Source organism: Chryseobacterium sp. UYP7 (assembly GCF_056279225.1).
Map to the genome: position 1 here is coordinate 208,540 of NZ_JBWBQW010000006.1, position 15,650 is coordinate 224,189.

The 15,650-nt window shown below is 29.6% G+C and carries 13 protein-coding genes and 1 pseudogene; 2 read left to right on the plus strand and 12 right to left on the minus strand.

All coding sequences use genetic code 11. From position 1 onward, the window contains the following. Positions 1–4: 4 nt before the first annotated feature. Complete coding sequence (locus ACZ9HT_RS13325) at positions 5–1,525, plus strand: HNH endonuclease (protein WP_476040981.1); 1,521 nt, start codon at positions 5–7, stop codon at positions 1,523–1,525. Positions 1,526–1,561: 36 nt separating this feature from the next. Continuing rightward, positions 1,562–1,918 carry a hypothetical protein gene (locus tag ACZ9HT_RS13330; RefSeq protein WP_476040982.1) on the plus strand — a complete coding sequence of 119 codons (357 nt, stop codon included), beginning with the start codon at positions 1,562–1,564 and terminating at the stop codon, positions 1,916–1,918. A gap of 14 nt (positions 1,919–1,932) precedes the next feature. Here the strand turns inward: ACZ9HT_RS13330 and ACZ9HT_RS13335 are convergent, their stop codons facing one another. The 12 genes and pseudogenes from ACZ9HT_RS13335 to ACZ9HT_RS13390 all read right to left on the minus strand — a co-directional run bounded on the left by ACZ9HT_RS13335 (position 1,933) and on the right by ACZ9HT_RS13390 (position 15,633). Next, complete coding sequence (locus ACZ9HT_RS13335; RefSeq protein WP_476040983.1) at positions 1,933–3,765, minus strand: UvrD-helicase domain-containing protein; 1,833 nt, start codon at positions 3,763–3,765, stop codon at positions 1,933–1,935. Between the two features lies 1 nt (position 3,766). Beyond that, a complete protein-coding gene (locus tag ACZ9HT_RS13340) occupies positions 3,767–5,812 on the minus strand; it encodes an ATP-dependent nuclease (protein WP_476040984.1) in 2,046 nt (681 codons plus the stop codon). 13 nt (positions 5,813–5,825) lie between these two features. Further along, positions 5,826–7,430 carry an Eco57I restriction-modification methylase domain-containing protein gene (locus ACZ9HT_RS13345; RefSeq protein WP_476040985.1) on the minus strand — a complete coding sequence of 535 codons (1,605 nt, stop codon included), beginning with the start codon at positions 7,428–7,430 and terminating at the stop codon, positions 5,826–5,828. Continuing rightward, the gene (locus ACZ9HT_RS13350; protein WP_476040986.1) at positions 7,417–10,386 is read right to left on the minus strand and encodes an Eco57I restriction-modification methylase domain-containing protein; all 2,970 of its coding nucleotides are present in this window, start codon (positions 10,384–10,386) and stop codon (positions 7,417–7,419) included. The genes ACZ9HT_RS13345 and ACZ9HT_RS13350 overlap by 14 nt, the downstream gene beginning before the upstream one ends. Beyond that, the gene (locus tag ACZ9HT_RS13355) at positions 10,386–10,715 is read right to left on the minus strand and encodes a helix-turn-helix domain-containing protein (protein WP_476040987.1); all 330 of its coding nucleotides are present in this window, start codon (positions 10,713–10,715) and stop codon (positions 10,386–10,388) included. Before ACZ9HT_RS13355 ends, ACZ9HT_RS13350 begins: the two co-directional genes overlap by 1 nt. Before the next feature lie 222 nt (positions 10,716–10,937). After that, a complete protein-coding gene (locus tag ACZ9HT_RS13360) occupies positions 10,938–11,423 on the minus strand; it encodes a hypothetical protein (RefSeq protein WP_476040988.1) in 486 nt (161 codons plus the stop codon). Position 11,424: 1 nt separating this feature from the next. Next, positions 11,425–12,375: a relaxase/mobilization nuclease domain-containing protein gene (locus tag ACZ9HT_RS13365; protein WP_476040989.1), complete on the minus strand. Its 951-nt coding sequence runs from the start codon at positions 12,373–12,375 to the stop codon at positions 11,425–11,427. A 1-nt stretch (position 12,376) separates the two neighbouring features. After that, the gene (locus tag ACZ9HT_RS13370) at positions 12,377–12,673 is read right to left on the minus strand and encodes a plasmid mobilization protein (protein WP_476040990.1); all 297 of its coding nucleotides are present in this window, start codon (positions 12,671–12,673) and stop codon (positions 12,377–12,379) included. A gap of 146 nt (positions 12,674–12,819) precedes the next feature. Then, positions 12,820–13,437, minus strand: coding sequence for a DUF6371 domain-containing protein (locus ACZ9HT_RS13375; protein ID WP_476041006.1), 618 nt, complete (start codon positions 13,435–13,437; stop codon positions 12,820–12,822). 120 nt (positions 13,438–13,557) lie between these two features. Next, positions 13,558–13,725 (minus strand): annotated as a pseudogene (locus tag ACZ9HT_RS13380) (PG0870-related protein); the annotation flags it as partial. A gap of 221 nt (positions 13,726–13,946) precedes the next feature. Next, positions 13,947–15,323, minus strand: coding sequence for a DUF3987 domain-containing protein (locus ACZ9HT_RS13385; RefSeq protein WP_476040991.1), 1,377 nt, complete (start codon positions 15,321–15,323; stop codon positions 13,947–13,949). 10 nt (positions 15,324–15,333) lie between these two features. Further along, complete coding sequence (locus ACZ9HT_RS13390; RefSeq protein ID WP_476040992.1) at positions 15,334–15,633, minus strand: DUF3853 family protein; 300 nt, start codon at positions 15,631–15,633, stop codon at positions 15,334–15,336. Positions 15,634–15,650 lie beyond the last annotated feature (17 nt).

The following is a 15,650-nucleotide window of genomic DNA, read 5'->3' on the forward strand; positions in this document are numbered from 1 at the left end:
AAAAATGGCAGTAATATTAAATAGACAAATTACAGAATCGGAAAAAGCACAGATTATTGAAAGATTTGGCAGAAAGTGTTATGCAACTGGACATGATATTTTAGAAACTGATGAAATTCATTTTGATCATATAAAAGCATTCGTAAATGATGGCGCTTCTGAAATTGACAATATTGCTCCAATGTGTCAGCAACATAATTTGCAAAAAGGACGTTTGCCACTTGAGGATTTTAGAATAAAAATTAGATTAGAAGAGTTTTTTAATAAAGGGCAAGCATTAACGCTAAAGCACGAATTAGAATTTTTTAAAAATGAAAATATCATTACAAGTTTCGGAGAGACTGTTTATCATAAAATCTCTGATGATTCAATCGAACTTGAATTTTCAAATAAAAAAGAAAATTTCAGATTATACACTTGTCCCACAACAAAATGGAAGTATTTTTATGCTACATTGCCAGTAAATGTAATAAATAGTGATGATGACGAAGATGGGAAAATTGGATTGCAACCAAGATATTTAATTAAAGAAAAGGTATTTGATTTATATAGACATTTTCAAAGAAATACGGTCTTAAATCCTTCAATTGCGAGATTATATCAGAACAAAATATTAATTTTTGATGGTCAACATAAAATAGCTTCGCTACTATGGAATGAAAGAAAAAATTTTGAACTTAAAATCTACATTGATCCAGATCCGAAAAGTTTAAATCAAACTAATATTTCTGCTCACGATAAATTTGCACAGACAAGATTTTTTTCATCAGTTATGGTTGCAAAGCTTGGCAGTCAATTTGGGAAAGAATTTGAAGAATATAAAAATGTAGAAGATGGTGAAAAGAAAACTGAGGCAGGTTTTGTTAAATTTATTAGATTAGGAGAGCAACTGACAAACGCAGAAGTAAATAAACGATTTACGAGTTTTATTTATGATTCAATATTAGATGAAACAACAAATAAAATAGTTCGGTTAGTTTCAAAGGGCAATAGAAGTTCTGCGGACTATCCATTAACATTAGATATGTTGACAAAATCAATTTTTACAAATTTTCTTTATAGAAGTCCTACTGATGATGATCTAACAAGTGAAAATTATAAACGAGATAAGGAAATTTCTAATGCAATTAGTCTTTGTAATATTATTGATGAAGAGATATTGCATAAGTGGGATGCTTCTAAAACAGATAACGATTTGATACAAAATAAACTTAACAGAATGTTTAGAAGTAAATCAATAATGGCATGGTCGGAATTATTACGTGATGCAGTTGCTGCAAAACTTGAAATTATAGATCAAGATGAAAAAGCACAGATTTTTTACAGAGAAATTTCAGATGATAGTTTTGAAAAAATAAGAAGAATTGTTAGAAGAATTGTTAGAAGAATTGTTAGTTGGAATGTTTGGGAAACGCCTACTAATTCTGACATTGATAGAATTTTATCTGATAATAAAAGTCAAGTGAAAAATTTCTTTAAAGAAAAAGGATTAACTACTGGATATTTACTCGGAGCAATTGAATAAAAATACAATAAATTTAATCGTTAGAATTGTCACATTATGGGAATAAAAGAAGAAAGAGAACTGCATGCCTATGCAATGAATTATGAACATTTTTTATCAAGAGCTTTTAAATTTGATGGAAGAATAAGTCGCGCTCATAAGCAAGAATTTCTAAATTTGACAAATGCTGAATTTGGAAAGAAATCATCTTTTTTGCCAAATTTTGAACAGCAATTAGAAGAAGTCAAAGACCGCTTAAAACGGGCAATAGAAATCTACATTTCCAAATCCAATGACGAACCTCAAATTATAGATTTAACGGCCTTAAACACTGGAATATCAAAAATAACTTCTTACAATGATATTCCTAAAATTGTGGAGGAGGGTCTTGATGTGACAAAAAATTTTATATAACTTTTAAAAAAAATCTATTCGAATTTCACAAATTCATCAACATCAATAACATTTTCTTCTCCGAACCATGTTTTAATCTTAACTAATGCATTACTATCAATTTTTGATAACATTAAAACAACCAAATTATCTTTAGCACGAGAACACTCAACATAAAATAAATTGCGTGTTCGTAATGCTCTTTCAGGTTTTTCATCAGAACTGCTGAAAAAATTATTGAAATTATATTCTGCCTTCCATTCAGTATCATCAATTACTGTCAAGACGTTTCTATATTCATCCCCTTTTGTACCATGTTTAGTTGAAAACACTGTTTCATTCTGAATATGTTTCCAAAAGTTTAAAATTTCACTATAGGGTAGATTTAAAAAAGATTCATAAAAAAATTTATCCTTTTCGATTTTATCTTTTATGTCTGGATCTACTCCTTCTAAATCTTTATAGATGCGCTCAATAAAATCTTGATAATTCCTCGAATATAAAATTCCCTTTTGCAAAACAATTTCTAATACTTTTCTAATTGTTTTATCATGTCTATAATTTGATAAATCATCTAAAATATCTGATACTTCTTTCTTTTTTGAGTGTTGAAACTCATTTAAAATAGTTCCATTTTTTTTAATAAACCTGATTGCTTTATTATGATTATTATTCAACCAATAAAGCATAAGATGTTCTAAACCAACCTCTCTTTCTTGAGAGTTCTTTTTATCAATATATCCAGTAAAAAATTTGATTAAAAAATGATTTCTATCCAAAAGACGTTCTTTGGTCGATTGACCATATCGTTTACTAAATATTTTGTATAGGTTTGAAAAACCAGCTCTTTCTGCAATTCTACTATTAGCTAGCACTAAAATCTTATCTATACTATTGTTTCCAAAGTCCCATCCATCACTATTTAGCTTTTCAATAACCTTATCGTAATAATTATTTTTTATACTTTTCAATGAGTCTTCAAATTCTTTAACCTTTTGATTTTTCTCTTTCTCCGGATGATTTTTCCAATAGACAAAATTTACTGAACCCTCTAAATCTCTTTTAGACTCTTGCTTAATATTTGTACGGAAGTTATTTAATAAATTAACTACAGTTTTTGAGGATCTGTAATTTTCTTCTTTTTTTATTAATGTGAGTTTATTATTTTCCCCTTCATAGTAATCTTTAAGACTTCCTATTCCGGTATTATAAATTTTTTGATGAGAATCACCATAAAAACCGAGTAATATTGCGGTTTGATGTCGAAGCAATAAATAATCTATTAGTGCTTCAACAGTTTCTACCGAAGTATCTTGATATTCATCAATAAAAATATACGGATATTTTTGTGCTATAATAGATGTTAGTAGAGGATATTCTTTAAAAAGCATTTTTGATAAGTCAATTACGTCATCATGATGTAGCTCTCCTCTTTCAAAATCTCGAAACGAAGAATCATTATAAAAAATAGATTGTATGTTTCCGATTCTTTCAATCAAATTTTGAATATACTTTGAAGCATTACCTTTGATTATATCGTTCGACAATCTCAACTCATTTAGTTTGCAAATCTCAATCTTCAATTGTTTTTGAAACTGTTTAATTGATTGCCACAAAAATTCGTGGATTGTAAAAACATTAACTAAATCATTATATTCAATTCTTTTAATGATTTCATTTTTAGCCACATTGGTGTAAGTAATACAAATGATTTTTTGTTTATTAGATTGTAAAACATCTCCCGTCGTTTCTATTAAATATTTTAAGGTTTGAATTAATGCATAGGTTTTTCCAGATCCTGCTCCCGCTTCAACTACGAAGCTTGATTTAGCTTCAATACATTCCTTAATTTCTTCAAATGCCCCCATATTAATTAGCTTCTATGGTTTCTAAATGTTCATTTGTTTCTAACCATTCTAAACCTTCCTTAATATATTTGGGAACATTCCAGGTCTTTCTTTCCAAATACTCATTTGATTCATCAAAGGTCAATAAATCAAAGGTAAAGTCAGTTTTTTGTTTGGAATTTGGCGATAGCGCATACGGTTCTTCTAATAAATCTCTATTTCTCAATAATATAAACTTTTCCTTAACAGTTAAATTTTCGTTAGAGTGTGTGAAAAAAATTTTATTACAATTTATTATTGCTTCTTCTAAACTTCTTGCTGTGTAGGTATGGCTATCTTCAGTGACTTGATATGCTACTCTAATTATACCTGAATCTATTTTCGATTCAGTAGTTGCTAATAATAATTCTGAAATTAATTCTTTTTCCGGCAACCAAGATATTAATGTTTGGTTAGACGTTTTAGAATTTAAAGTGTCTACTTTACAAGCTTTTCTACTGTTTTCCGGATCTATAGAATCTATGTCCGTTACTATAAGAACTTTTGTATTTAGAAATTTAAAAAACTCTTTAAATTTATGAGTATATGCTCCACCAACTTCAATAATAGAGACATATTCATTTTCGAGTTTCGTTGCAACTTTTCTAATAAATAATGGCATTAGTATTTTTTCTGTTATCCCTTCAACCATAATAACTTTATCCGCAAAAAACAAATCGCATTTATGCAAGTTTAAGTATTGTTTTAAAAATCTAAAAGTATCTGTATCCTTTTCTTTATGCTTAAAATCATTAAAATCTTTGACCTCAATAATTGTCTTACCATCTTGTTTACATCTGTTGAAATATCGAATTCTCTCAAAGCTGCGCTTGACATTTAAACCTGCCTCTGCTACCATATGGGAAGAATGAGTACTAATTATTAGTTGTACTTGAATGCCATCATCCTTTAATGCTTTTTCAATTGTATCTCGTATTTGCTCCACAAAAACTTGTTGCATTTGAGGATGTAGATGGGCTTCGGGTTCTTCTATTAAAATCGTAAGAATTTCAATACTATTATTTGCTTTGTTCTTTTTAAAATTCTCAATAAATGCTACTATTTTTAAAACTAGAAATATGAGATTGCTATAACCTAGTCCATTATAATTTTCAGGTAATTCAATACCCCCGCTTTTATAATAATATTTAACATTATTTCTAATAATAGATTCAGGATCAAATTTAGACTTCAATATAATTTCTGGTATATTGATGTCTTTATCTATACCAAAAGATTTTAATTTTTCAAGAATTTTTTTGAGAACTTTCTCATACTTTACATCCAAATCAGTAGAAACTTCTTTTAATGTATTTTTCAAATTTTCAACATCTTCATTATTATCAGAATTAATGTTTTGGTAATAATCAGAAAATCCAAGTGCTAAAGATCTATTCTTATCCATTTTTGTATCATCCAATTTTCTTGATGCTTGGATTGTCTCAAAATTTATTATTGATTGAATTTTTGCTAAAACATTGTCATCTATTAAATTATCTCCACCAAAAACATGGAGTGTGTAAAAGGAAGATATATTCTCATTTAACCAATCTATTAATTCAACTTCATTTACGGTTCTATTATCAAAAGACTTAAATAAATTGATTGTGTCTTTGGGTTCGAATTTGAAAAGAATTGAAACATCTGATTTTGCATCATCTAAATCAGAAATAAACTCACTTATATTAATTAAAGAATCTTTCACTTTGTCGTACTCAATTTCAATTCTTAAAATTATTCTAGGAATTTCATCAATTATTGTCAATTCAAGTTCATTCTTTTTATCTTCCTCTAAATCTTCTAATAATTTATAATTTTCATGACACAATTTAAAAACATCATGACTATTAAATGCAAAATCATGGAATGAAATCCTATTTTTAGAATCAAAAAATAAATTTATAACCTCAAATAATGATGTCTTTCCGGTATTATTTTTTCCTACTATTAATGTAATATCATCTTCAACATTAATCGTGATATTATCTAACAATCTAAAATTTGTTACAGAAAGTTGTTTAATTTTCATAGTACATATAGTTTTAATTCCTATTCAATCTCCTTCTCGATAATTTCTTCCAAATCTTATCAGCAATTTCAACATCCTTTCTCGAAAAATTATATTTTTCAATCAAAATCTTTTCATTAGTGATTTTTAGAATTTCATCAATACTTTTATTAGATCTGATCATTTCATCAATCATTTCCACCAATTCTTCATTGGAATCGTGATAAGGAAGCATAATATTTTCTACTTCACTTGGCATTAATTCTAAAACTCCACCCCCGTGACTTCTTCCGGAGATTTCCGCAAATGCAAATGATAATGAATTATAATAACTGGCAACAAATGCTTTTAAATTAACATCTTTCTTAATATTTACCCGATGCATTGTATCGGTTGTATAGGCTTCAGCTTCGTTTATAATTAATTTTGGGTACAAATGGTTTCTTCTAATAAATAATGCATCAGATAGTTTCTGTGAGGGCACTATCTGCCATTCTTCTCTAATACTACATTTGTAACCTTTGTTGATCTCTTGTTCCTCTCCAAACTCTATATATTCTCTTGCGCCAAAAGAACCATTTAAATCTTTCATTTTTGGGAATGTGAGCAAGTGGGTTCTTGCATCACTATCTCTATTTTTTTTCCAATCTTTTTCAGTGAAAATTAAACTAGGAACTTGCACACTTCTTCCTACAAGAGGTTTTGCATATTTTTCTAAATCGTAAAATTGAATTGTGGATAAAGGAACTGTAAAAAATGGATTTGCTCCGGTTGTAATTCCAACTTCAACATTAGCATATTTTCCTAATTTCGGGACTGTATTATTTTTTTGAAGTTTTTCTAAAAAATCAATTTCAATCTGATCAAGAAAATAGAATGTCCATTTATTCGATTTAAAGTCAATTTTCTTCTGTGGACTATCCAATTTTAAAATGTCAATATCCTTCAGATCCTCTGCATCTTTAACTTCAAGATGATCAATTTTATGTAGGTTTGTTCCATCCTTTTCACATAAAAGTAAAACTACTTCCTGCTGAATTTCAGGAAAAACTAATTTCTCAAAAGAGATAATGTTTATTTTATTATAAAAATGAGACAAGAATTCTCTCAACTGTTGTGCATAAGAAACCTGCAGAACTTCAGCCGGTAGTACAAATGCTATTTTTCCTTCTTCCTTCAATAATTGACTGGATCCAACAACAAAAGAAACCCAGGCGTTTGTTAATTTTGAGTATTTTAGATTTGATTTTGAAAATATCTCTGCAGCAAGTTCCTGTTGTTCTTTACTGAAATATTGGTATCTAATATATGGAGGATTTCCTATTATCAAATCATATTTAGCATCCGTATTAAGACAGAATCTGTGAAAATCATCATTGATATAATTAGAATTTTCCAATTCTATTGCTTCTACTTTTACAAATTCATCATCATCAAATTCTACTGCGGTAATCGAGTTATATGCAATTTCATTATTTTTAATTATCTGTAAAAATACCCCATCTCCACAACTTGGTTCAAGTATATCCAGTGCTTGGTTACCATTGGTTGCCCACTTCAGCATAAACTGTGCAATGGGTTCCGGTGTATAAAATCCACCTCTTAATTTATCTTTTGTTGCTTCATTAATCAGTTGCATAAATCTCACTTATTTGTGGAATAAGATTTTCATCTTCTCCAAGGTTAAACAACTCTTTTAATAAATCTTCTAATTCTATTTTCTTTTCTATAAATTCTCTTTCTAAAGGTACTAGTGCTCTGTTATCGGTTCGGTTTTCATCAATTCTGCTTTGTAAATTGATAAGAATTTGTTGTGTTTCAGAAATTCTGTTGTGAAGATTTGTATCAACTTCATTTGCAAAATCAATTTTCCTAATTGGCAGTCTTTTTAAAACTTTTGTTCCTCTAGCAATATAACCACCTCTAAATATTTCTCCGTAAATCGAAGCAAACCATTCTCCATATTTAGAATTTAGAAGTGCCTGAATGTAGTATATAGAATATGGAAAATCATCTGGTAAAGTAATCATACAATATCCTGCAGTTCCTCCAGAAGAAATAAAAGTTCGCTGATTATCTATCGCATATTTATCTCCCTGGGACAAAACTCCAACAACTATTTTTTCAGGAACATCACATTTTTCCAAACTTTGATGTCTTCCGAATCGATACCATTCGTTATCAGTTTCAGGAGCGGGTTTTATATCTCTTAATTGTAATGTGCTTTTGTAGTGACTTAAAAATCTAAATGTTTCCGGATAAGAAGTTTCCAATGTAGTTAGATCTACAAAAGATATTCTCCCTTGTTGGTTTCTATAAGGATAGATTACAAATGAATTTGGTTGGAGGGTTCGGTAGGTATTTAAATTATTATTTCCAGTACTCGTTTGAAAATAAGGCCTTGTCAATTCCTTTTCTACTTTCCATTCCATTTCATGTAAAGTGAAATAGTAAAAATCATCATCTTCATTGGAAATATTATGAATGTAGATTCTATTATCACTTGTTTGTATTCCATTGTAAATATTTTTACTGCCAACCAAATTTCCTAATTCTTCACTTTGATTTTTTATTAAATTAAATGCTGGATTCAACTCATGCGGAAGCAATTCCCAAGTTTCGCCATTTAGACTTGAAATATTGATTTGACTGTAATCAATCTCATAATTTTTAGCTTTCCAATTGTTGAGATTTTTAACTTCATGATATTGTAAAAATTCATGTTCTGAATTTTTAAGTATCAAAATACAGGTGTAAGTGCTTTTATCCTGAAACACTTGGTTTGCTCCAAATGAAACCACTTTTTCAACAAGTTTTTCTTCTGAAAGTAATTGTCTTAAATTCTTTCCTGCACCTAATTTTGAGAATTTACTCGGTATTATAAGTCCTAAATAACCACTTGGATTTAATAAGTGGATGGCTCTCTCAACGAATAAAAAATATTTATCAAATTGTTTGTAGGCTGTAGTATAATGTGCTTTGTATAAGGGTAATTCTAAAGGCGTAAATTTTTTGATGTGTTCCGTTGCAAGATAAGGTGGATTGCCTACTATTACATCATATTTAACAGTTCCAAAATCATAAGGATTGATCAGGTCTCTATTTGCTGCAGTGGTTTGACCTGGCGATATAAGACTGTTCCCAAAATGAATGTTATGGTTCAGTGATGGAAGAGCCGGAATAGGGATACTTTCTCTGTCTTCGTTTTCTAATAATTTAAGAAGTAGTCCAAATTTACAAGCTTCAACTGCATTAAAATCTTTATCAATTCCAAAAATACATTGCCTTAAAATTTGATTTTTAACTTTAAATTTGAGTTTATAATTGTTGATCCCTACCTGAATTACTTTATCCAGATTGTTTAAAACATAATAATCTTTTAAAATATCCTGAAGCAATTGAAATATTTCTAATAAGAACGCGCCTGAACCACAAGCAATGTCTGAAAATTTTGAGTTGAGTATTTCTTCGTCTGTCTTTCCCTCACAATATTTTTGCACGGTTTCTGCCAGAATATCTCGAACAATAAATGTGGGTGTGGTTACAATATCCCTATCTTCAACTTCAGGTTTTTTTCGTAAAACTATAGTCCCATCTTCAATTTTTAATTGTTCTCCAAGAAATATTTCATAGATGTGTCCTAGAATATCAGAAGAAAGCACCGAAAAGGAATAAGAGCTTTCAGGAAAATAGAGTTGCTTAATGATATCCCAAAAAGCATTACTCTCATTAGATATTATTTCTTCATTTAATGGTTGACTAAATAATCCTGCATTAAACTTTATATCCGCATTCCTAAAAACCTGTATCAGTGCGGAAAAATCTCTATTCTCTGCTAAATTTAATAATGTTTTATATAATTCAATATTTCTGTCTTCACATACCCTTAAAAACACGATACTGTTGATGTAACTCTGTACAATATCATTCAATTGTGATTCTTCAAGATCCGGATTATTAGAGTAAATTTCAGTCCCTAATAAAACTCTCCATTCATTAATTTGAGCTAGAAATAAATCATCAATGTTATATGTTTGAATTTGTCTTTCAATAGTTTCCCATTCAACATCAAAATGTCCGGAGTAAACTTCTTCCCTTCCAATCAAAGATTTAATTTCCTCGAATTTTTCCTGAAATTCTGTATAGTGATAGAGTTTTAACCTCCTTTTTTGAGCCTGATCAGTTTCTTCTACTATTTGCGAACAGTCATAAATTGCTAAATATTCAAAATTGGTAAGCACCGAAATTTTTAATTTGGCCGTAAAGCCATATCTCCTTACTTGCTTTGCTGCTTCTGCATCTGTTTCTATTTTCACAAATGGTTTCTTTGCTTCTACAAAAAATTTTCTTTCAGCAAATAGTCTAAAAGTATAATCTGGTTTTTTAGTATTTTCACTAACCTCTCCCCTCAAACCTTCTTCTACAAGAACTTCTCTTTCATTAGTTGGTCTACCCTGCTCATTGGTAATGTCCCATCCAAGAAGTTTGAATAAAGGATCAAGAAAATCGGTGCGAAGTTGCGCCTCATTATAACTAGAACTGATAAATCGTTCTCTTTCAGCACTAAATCTATTAACTAAATCTACTATTTCCATTAATCAAACTTTAATTTACTTTGTTCGTAATTTTTACTTTTAAAGTATTTGATTTTTTCCTCTGCTACTTTTAAAATTTCAGAACAGTTATTTTCATAGATAATAGATTCTACAACTGTATCACTCAATAAACTTAAAGTAAGATCATGGTTTGATATTTTGAGAATTTCTGCAAAAGCCGGAATCAATTCTTTATTTGCCGAACGCTCCCCACGTTCAATTTTACTTAATGTAGAAGCATCGATGTCTATAAAAGCAGCCACCTTTCTTAAAGGGAGTCCTTCTTTTTCTCGTAATTCTCTAATTAATTCCCCAAATGATTGTTTCATTTTAAATAATTTTTTCTTGAAAATAGTTTCAGGACTTATTTTGTCCAAATATAGGGATTTAAATTTATCAAAATCATTTATCATTTGTTCAAGACTTAATTCCTACCCGTCAATCTTTTATAAATTGCCGTCTACCTTATTAAAATTTGTTATAATCTGGAAAAATCGCCTATTCATGTAGTCATAATATTTACATACTTTGATTAACTTCTCTTATACCAGTTAGTGCTTTTTACTTTGTAGCCAATTTTCATATTTCTCAATTAATTTTTTCTCCTTCAGATAACTATTCATTCTGTATGCTTCTGATGAATAAAATTTTAATTTTCTTTCTGCATCTTTTTTCTCGTACTGTTGATCAATGCCATAAGAAAGTAAACCTGTGCATAAAAACAAAAGAACAGTCAAAGCACCATAAAAATACAATTGATATTTCTCTTTTTCTTTAGCAACAATTTTCATCGTGAAAATCTGTTTTTCAAAAATATTTAATAATTCACTTCTGTGCTCCTTAAACATTTTTGCGTTTTCTTGAACTACTGTACCCAGTGGTTCATATTCAACTTTAAGAGAAGAATTTTTAATTTCTTCCAACTTTTTATTAACTGTAGTAATTATTTTCTCATTCAAATCAAACTTTTCAATTGCTATATCAAGTTTCTCATTGAAGAGTTCCATCAAATCTTGTGATTTTAATTTCTGTGTCATTTTATCTTCTTTTAAATGTTTTTTTACGTTTTCTTTTTAATTCATCTTCGGTGTGATCAACAATATTTGGACTAAATGTAAAAATATTGTTTGTAGGAAAATTGTTATTTCTTTTTTCTGCAATAATTGATTCTTCTTGAACTTTTTGAATGCTAAATTGATTTGATTCCTGCATTACATTACTTAAATCAAAATTTTTATCCTGAAAAAATAATCCAGAATCTAAAAGGTTTTTTAGTCCCATATTTCGGTGGACTTCGCTCGCTTTCATTTCAGTTTGACTTTCCATATCTCGAATCCTAAAACCCTGCAATTTTCCTTGCCTATTGATAGTTGGTATGAATTTTACACCATGTTTCATCATTTCAGATAAATATTTCTCCATTGTTTTTGGTTTCGTTGCGATTACATTCAAATGCTTTTGATAGATTTCCTTTCTTAAATTTTTAAAACCAAATTGAATTTGTTCTGCTTCTTTTATTTTATCAATTTTTATTTGTTTTGCTGATATCAATCCGTTTTTTTCTGCAAACCTGTGTGCAGCCCACTGTGCTAATTTTCCGATATGATTATCTTTCAATAATTTCCCATTTTCATCTACTCTGTTAAACAGTATGTGAATATGGCGATGCCGTTTTTCTGTGTGCAAAAAAGCAATGAACTGCGAATTTCCCGGATCAATTTCTAATTCTTCCAGGAATTCTTTTGTTAAATTTTCTAGTTGTTTTAAAGTCAATTTTTCGCCATCTTCTACGTGCGGAGAAAGAACCATTGATATGAGTTTATTTGTCGCTTTTTGATTTAAATTTTGGATAATTTGCATCTCTCTCATAAGTTCAACTGGAGTCTCTCCACAAAGATTATTTCTCAATAATTCTATTCCTTTTTCATCATCAACTACATAATTGAAAAGTGAAAAACCACCAACGCATGATTTTGCTTTGCCTATCATTTTATTTAAATTTATCCAGATGTTTACTAATCAGTCTTGAAGTTTCTAGTGTGTGGGTTTTCACACCAGTAACATCACCAAGTTTAAATAAATTCGAAATCCTGCGGAAATTATCGGCATATTTTGAAAGGTTTTTATAGCATTCAATTTCATCATCTGTGAGTTTGTTTTTGAGTTCTAAATCCAAAGAAAGTCTCCGCATAAATTCTGAAATTGACAGACCTGTTTTTGAGATTTTGTTTTTAATAATTTGGTGTTCAAGCGGTGAAACCCTGAACCGAAATTCCTTATTTTTCATATTTGATTTGTTTACTTTTTATTCTAAAATTGTGAAGCAATTTTTCCTTTTTTGACCATCGGGAGAAAAAGCGGGATGCTGATAAGATGCAAAGTCGGAACGATTTGTAGCGCAATTAGCACATCTCGATATAAAAACCGTTTTTATTAATTTTTGTATAGTTTTTTCATGAAGAAATCTGCAATATCAATCCCGTCCTTTTTTTGTTGGTCCGTTGTCTCCTTTTCAAGCAAATCAGAAACGTAAATATCAAATCCATTTGCATTAAAACCTTCTGCTTTTCTCTTCCATTCTTGGTAGGTAGTTGAACCATTTTTTTGAATTTCACAGTCTGGGTATGCGATGATTTTTCTCTGTTTAATTGCTTCTAATTTTTTCAATTTAAACTCGCCTTTTGCACCACAAGACAACCATAAAAAATATGGAAATATCACACTCATTATACAAGCGGTTTTTTCTGATTCTACTAACGCGATTATGCTTTTTTTGTTATCAATTGTCAATTGTAACCCAAACAAACATTGTGATAAATTGTAATCTAAAATTTCTTTTTTCATTATTAAAAATTTATGAATCCATGTAATATTTTTTGTTCTTTTTCCGGTTTCAAAATATTGGATTACTTTTCCCGCTCTCACTTTTTTATCATCATCAATTTGCCAGAAAATTGTTCCATTATTAAATTCTGGAAGTGTTCCAATTTTGTAGTTTTTTTGAACCGAATTTGCTGTTGAACTTCCAAATAAAAATCTTAAATATTTCACGAAATTATTATCATAATTCATTGATAATTCTACCAAATCATTTTTATGAAACGAAGGTGAGATTTCATAAAATAGATTATCCATAACTCCTAAATTTTGAAAATTTTGAAATCCATCTTTCGAAGGATGGTAAAATAAACCACACTTAGATTCTCTATCACATCTTCCGTAATTCTCCATGAGTTCTCCTGTTTCAGAATCAATGAAAATTACCAATGTAAACTGACCGCAATTGGGACATTTATATTTCTTAGAACTTGGGTCTAAATTATACCGGTATCTTTTCATACTTGCACTTTTTACATTTTTTGCACTATCCTTTATTCATAGGTGATTGAAGTTTGTTTTTCATTGCACTTTCGTTGCATTTTTTGCACTTTTAAAAAGATGTATTTTGTACTTTTTACACTTTATTGCATTTTAGACCACTATTAAGTGTTTAATATTCAGTGTTTTAAAACCCAAAGTGCAATAATGCAGATAATGCAGTAGTAAATTGATAACCTGTTTTAAAAAACTTGTTTTTCGTAAATCCCATGAGCGATTTTTTTAAAGAGTTTTTCATCTTTTAAAAAGTTTTTAAAGCTTCTAATTTTCATTAGATCTTCTTTAGAAATTATTTCAATTCCTTCTCCTGTTTTGAATTGTTGAGGAAGTTTGTCAAACACATTTTTTTGTATTTCTGTCAATGAATCATAGTAAGTATTGTTAATAATTTCAAAAACACGGACTGCATTTTCAAAAAAATAATCTCTAAATTTAATTGCAGATTTTAGGGTTTTTAAAGAGATCAACTGAAGTTTCTCATCATTACAAACCGCATGAATCACTTCGATTAGAATTGAAAATCTCAAAACATATTGTTGGAGTTTCACGGAAACGCCTCTCTGGTATTCAAAATCAAAATCGTTTTTTTGGCAGTTTTGCCATTTGTATAAATAATCCTTTGCTTCAGGATGAAATTCCAGTATCACTTCTGAATTCTCGGCCAGGTTATAAATTTTATTGATAAATTCTGAATACCATTTAATATATTTCTCATCTAAATCGAGGTCGTTCCATTTATTGTCGACGTATTTATGCGGCAACACAAAAAGAAGACGATCGATAAATCCATTTTTCATTTTATTTGACTGAAAAACACTCGATAAAATCGCTTCCTGCATGGTTCCGATAATATCTACTTTTGTATTATCAACTCTCATTTCCTCGCCTGAAATCCTATTTTTTATAATGGGCTTTCCACTCCAAGCGGACAAATAGGATTCTTCCTCACTTCCTTTCCGATATTGATTGAAAGAATTAAAGAAGCCTGCAATTTCATCGGTATATAAACCAATTCCTCGCGGATTAAAATAATGGGCTTTTACAAATGCTTCTGGTGTAAAATCATTAAGCAATAATTGACGAAGAAAAGGAACTGTAGTTTTAGATTTTTCTTCTACTGGCAGTTGTTCAAATTCTTTCTTTTTATGGAGATATTGTTCAAAATTCTCCTTATCCAATTTCACTAAAGGATTAAGACAAAATGAAACCGAATGGCTTTTTACATCGCCCGTTCTGCCGACAAGAACCAAGTATAAATTTGATTTTTCCAGCCAACTATTTTTTACTTTCAGTTGGATTCGATTGCCGATCGAAACTGAAACAGCATAAAGAATTGAAGCCGATGTATAATCTGGAGAAAAGTTTAAGGTACTTTCTAATTCTCTTATTAGATTTTGCATTATCGGCGGGAATATACCTCCCGGAAATATAGTTTTTCCTGAAACAAGTTTGAAATCTTCTTTTAATCCGTTGAGAATATGAAAATTTTCAGTATTATTGTTTGAGTCGAAAAATGATGCGCCTTTGTGATTTTCGTCGGGTAACCGGGCGTTTTCCATTTGCGCCATCTTACATATTGTTTTTAATTAGACTTAAAGCCAATTCAACATCAACCATGATAGAACGTCCCTCCTGAATTATAGCTTCATCAATAATTCCTCTTTTTTTTATACGATTTGCTTTTGCAATGCTGCAATTGAGAAGATTTGCAATTCCACGAATTCCGTAAACATACTTTTTACTTAAGGGGTTTTCAGAAATAGAAACAATTTGCTGATCTTCCGTACTTCTACACTGTTCATTTAATGTCAAAAATTCTTGACCTGTCATTTGCCAGATTGGCTTTTCTAAAAGATTTTCGATTTTCATTTTGAATTTTATTTAAA

What these genes read in the sequence shown, in the direction of transcription:
- ACZ9HT_RS13335 (WP_476040983.1), bottom strand. Translation starts at nt 3,765, where the DNA reads ATGGGGGCATTTGAAGAAATTAAGGAATGTATTGAAGCTAAATCAAGC.
- ACZ9HT_RS13345 (WP_476040985.1), bottom strand. Translation starts at nt 7,430, where the DNA reads ATGCAACTGATTAATGAAGCAACAAAAGATAAATTAAGAGGTGGATTT.
- ACZ9HT_RS13360 (WP_476040988.1), bottom strand. Translation starts at nt 11,423, where the DNA reads ATGACACAGAAATTAAAATCACAAGATTTGATGGAACTCTTCAATGAG.
- ACZ9HT_RS13350 (WP_476040986.1), bottom strand. Translation starts at nt 10,386, where the DNA reads ATGGAAATAGTAGATTTAGTTAATAGATTTAGTGCTGAAAGAGAACGA.
- ACZ9HT_RS13370 (WP_476040990.1), bottom strand. Translation starts at nt 12,673, where the DNA reads ATGAAAAATAAGGAATTTCGGTTCAGGGTTTCACCGCTTGAACACCAA.
- ACZ9HT_RS13355 (WP_476040987.1), bottom strand. Translation starts at nt 10,715, where the DNA reads ATGAAACAATCATTTGGGGAATTAATTAGAGAATTACGAGAAAAAGAA.
- ACZ9HT_RS13340 (WP_476040984.1), bottom strand. Translation starts at nt 5,812, where the DNA reads ATGAAAATTAAACAACTTTCTGTAACAAATTTTAGATTGTTAGATAAT.
- ACZ9HT_RS13390 (WP_476040992.1), bottom strand. Translation starts at nt 15,633, where the DNA reads ATGAAAATCGAAAATCTTTTAGAAAAGCCAATCTGGCAAATGACAGGT.
- ACZ9HT_RS13365 (WP_476040989.1), bottom strand. Translation starts at nt 12,375, where the DNA reads ATGATAGGCAAAGCAAAATCATGCGTTGGTGGTTTTTCACTTTTCAAT.
- ACZ9HT_RS13325 (WP_476040981.1), top strand. Translation starts at nt 5, where the DNA reads ATGGCAGTAATATTAAATAGACAAATTACAGAATCGGAAAAAGCACAG.
- ACZ9HT_RS13385 (WP_476040991.1), bottom strand. Translation starts at nt 15,323, where the DNA reads ATGGAAAACGCCCGGTTACCCGACGAAAATCACAAAGGCGCATCATTT.
- ACZ9HT_RS13330 (WP_476040982.1), top strand. Translation starts at nt 1,562, where the DNA reads ATGGGAATAAAAGAAGAAAGAGAACTGCATGCCTATGCAATGAATTAT.